A 2,753-nucleotide genomic window follows, 5' to 3' on the forward strand; every position below is an offset into this window, starting at 1 on the left:
CCGATGCATTGCTCGGCCAATGAGGGTGCGGCCGGCGACGCCGCCATCTTCTTCGGCCTGTCGGGCACCGGCAAGACGACGCTCTCGGCCGATCCCTCGCGCACGCTGATCGGCGACGACGAGCATGGCTGGGGGCCGCACGGCATCTTCAATTTCGAAGGCGGCTGCTATGCCAAGACGATCAAGCTGTCGGCGGAAGCCGAGCCGGAAATCTTCGCCACCACGCAGCGCTTCGGCACGGTGCTGGAAAATGTCGTGCTCGACGCTGATGGCGTGCCGGATTTCAACGACGGAAGACTGACCGAGAACACACGCTGCGCCTACCCGCTGGACTTCATCCCCAATGCCAGCAAGACCGGCCGCGCCAACCATCCCAACAACATCATCATGCTGACCGCCGATGCGTTCGGCGTGATGCCGCCGATCGCGCGGCTGACCCCGGCGCAGGCGATGTATCATTTCCTGTCCGGCTACACCGCCAAGGTGGCCGGAACCGAAAAGGGCGTGACCGAGCCCGAAGCGACGTTTTCGACCTGTTTCGGTGCGCCGTTCATGCCGCGCCACCCTTCCGAATACGGCAATCTGCTGCGCGAGCTGATTGCACGCCACGGCGCCGATTGCTGGCTGGTCAATACCGGCTGGACCGGCGGCGCCTACGGCACCGGCAAGCGCATGCCGATCAAGGCGACGCGCGCGTTGCTTGCAGCCGCACTTGACGGCTCGCTGAAGACGGCCGAGTTCCGCACCGACCCTCATTTCGGTTTCGAGGTGCCGGTGGCTGTGCCGGGCATCGATAGCGCCATTCTCGACCCGATGATTCTGGACCCCCGGGCGACCTGGGCCGACAAGGCCGGCTACGACCGTCAGGCGGCACGGCTGGTCGGCATGTTCGCCGTCAATTTCGAGAAATTCGAAAGCCATGTCGACGCCGTGGTGCTGGGCGCGGCGCCGCGCATGCAGGAAGCGGCGGAGTAATCGCGCCACAGGGGTCAGCTTTCGTTGAAAGGCCCGGTTCGATCGGGCCTTTTCTTTTTCGATCCGCCGCGCCATGACTGCGGCATGGCGAGCGACGACAACATCATCATATCAGGCGATGCGGTGATCCATCCGGGCGACCTGCACGAGGATTTCATCCGCTCGTCCGGTCCCGGCGGCCAGAACGTCAACAAGGTGGCGACGGCGGTGCAACTGCGCTTCGACGCGGCCAACGCAACGGGTCTGTCGGAGCGCGTGCGCGAGCGGACGATCAAGCTTGCCGGCCAGCGTGCCACCAAGGACGGTGTCATCGTCATCGAAGCAGGCCGCTTCCGCACCCAGGAACAGAACCGGGCGGATGCGCGGGCACGGCTGACGGCATTGGTCGCCAAGGCCGCCGAACCGCCACCGCCGCCGCGCAAGAAGACACGGCCGTCGAAGGGTGCCGTGGAACGGCGGCTGAAGAGCAAGGCCGGGCGCGGCACGATCAAGAAGCTGCGGGGCCGGGTGGAGAACGATTAAGCACCACACCAATCACGCGCAAAACGACTTCCCATTTTGGACCGCAGATGCAAAGTTCAACCATTGCCATTAGCAAGGGAGACCAAGGATGGGCATGTTCGATTTCGTCAAGAGCGTCGGCAAGAAACTGGGCATCGGCGGTGACGACGAAGCCGCACCCACGGCCGACACACTCAAGAAGGAGCTCGATTCGCACAAGCTCGGCACCGATGGCGTCGAGGTCGTCGTCACGGGCGACACGGCGGTGCTGAAGGGTGTGGTCAAGGACCAGTCGATCTTCGAGAAGGCGGTCATCGCCGTCGGCAACACGCTCGGCGTCTCCAAAGTGCAGGCGGACGAATTGCAGGTCGCGCCAGCACCTGGCACGGCCGCCGCCCCCGCCAAGGAGCCCACCTTCTACACGGTGAAGAAGGGCGACAATCTCTGGAAGATCGCCGAGAAAAGCTACGGCAAGGGCCAAGGCGTCAAGAACACGGTCATATTCGAGGCCAACAAGCCGATGCTGACCCATCCCGACAAGATCTATCCGGGCCAGGTGCTGCGCATTCCCGACCTCGCCTGATCGGCGGCTGCCAATTCGACAAGAGCGGCGGCTTTCGGGTCGCCGTTTTCATTTGAACGTGACATTTTACGGTTCCGAACCATCCAAGAGGTAATCGAATCCGTGCTCGTCCTGCCCAAAGGCGTCCGCCACATGCCGGCCTACCTGTCGCGCAGCGCGCAGGAAGAGATGGTCGACGAGGTGGGACGGATCGTGCAGCAGGCGCCGCTGTTCGTGCCGGCCATGCCGCGCACCGGCAAGGAGATGAGCGTGCGTATGACCAATTGCGGGCCGCTCGGCTGGGTCACCGACAAGGAGCACGGCTATCGTTACCAGCCGGCGCATCCGGTAACCGGGGCGCCTTGGCCGCCAATTCCGGATGCGCTGCTCGACCTGTGGCGCGAGGTCTCGGGCTATTCGCACCCGCCGGAAGCATGCCTCATCAATTTCTACACGCCGGACGCAAAAATGGGCCTGCATCAGGACCGCGACGAGACCGATCTTTCGGCGTCGGTCGTCTCCGTCTCGCTCGGCGACGACTGCCTGTTCCGAGTCGGCCAGACCACGCGTGATGGCGCCACCAAGTCGTTCAGGCTGCAAAGCGGTGACGTCGTGGTGCTCGGCGGCGAGGGGCGGCTGTGCTTTCACGGCGTCGATCGGATCTATCCCTCGACCTCGGCGCTGCTGAAAAACGGCGGGCGGGTCAATCTGACGC

At 64.2% G+C, this 2,753-nt stretch carries 4 protein-coding genes; all 4 read left to right on the forward strand.

Annotation, left to right across the window (positions count from 1 at the left end; all coding sequences use genetic code 11):
- The coding region (locus EN906_RS29860) for a phosphoenolpyruvate carboxykinase (ATP) (protein ID WP_164777463.1) at positions 1 to 975 on the forward strand (975 nt) is incomplete at its 5' end.
- Between the two features lie 84 nt (positions 976 to 1,059).
- Positions 1,060 to 1,497: an alternative ribosome rescue aminoacyl-tRNA hydrolase ArfB gene (arfB, locus tag EN906_RS29865; RefSeq protein ID WP_023810634.1), complete on the forward strand. Its 438-nt coding sequence runs from the start codon at positions 1,060 to 1,062 to the stop codon at positions 1,495 to 1,497.
- Positions 1,498 to 1,585: 88 nt separating this feature from the next.
- Positions 1,586 to 2,059: a peptidoglycan-binding protein LysM gene (gene lysM, locus EN906_RS29870; protein ID WP_027039967.1), complete on the forward strand. Its 474-nt coding sequence runs from the start codon at positions 1,586 to 1,588 to the stop codon at positions 2,057 to 2,059.
- A gap of 102 nt (positions 2,060 to 2,161) precedes the next feature.
- Positions 2,162 to 2,753 (forward strand): alpha-ketoglutarate-dependent dioxygenase AlkB (locus EN906_RS29875; RefSeq protein WP_164777464.1); only part of this gene is annotated, 592 nt, incomplete at its 3' end.

It is taken from the genome of Mesorhizobium sp. M7A.F.Ca.CA.004.06.1.1 (assembly GCF_003999135.1).
Taxonomy (GTDB): Bacteria; Pseudomonadota; Alphaproteobacteria; order Rhizobiales; family Rhizobiaceae; genus Mesorhizobium.

Excerpts from the sequence above, each read along its gene's own strand:
- arfB (WP_023810634.1), top strand. The coding sequence starts at position 1,060 with ATGGCGAGCGACGACAACATCATCATATCAGGCGATGCGGTGATCCAT.
- lysM (WP_027039967.1), top strand. The coding sequence starts at position 1,586 with ATGGGCATGTTCGATTTCGTCAAGAGCGTCGGCAAGAAACTGGGCATC.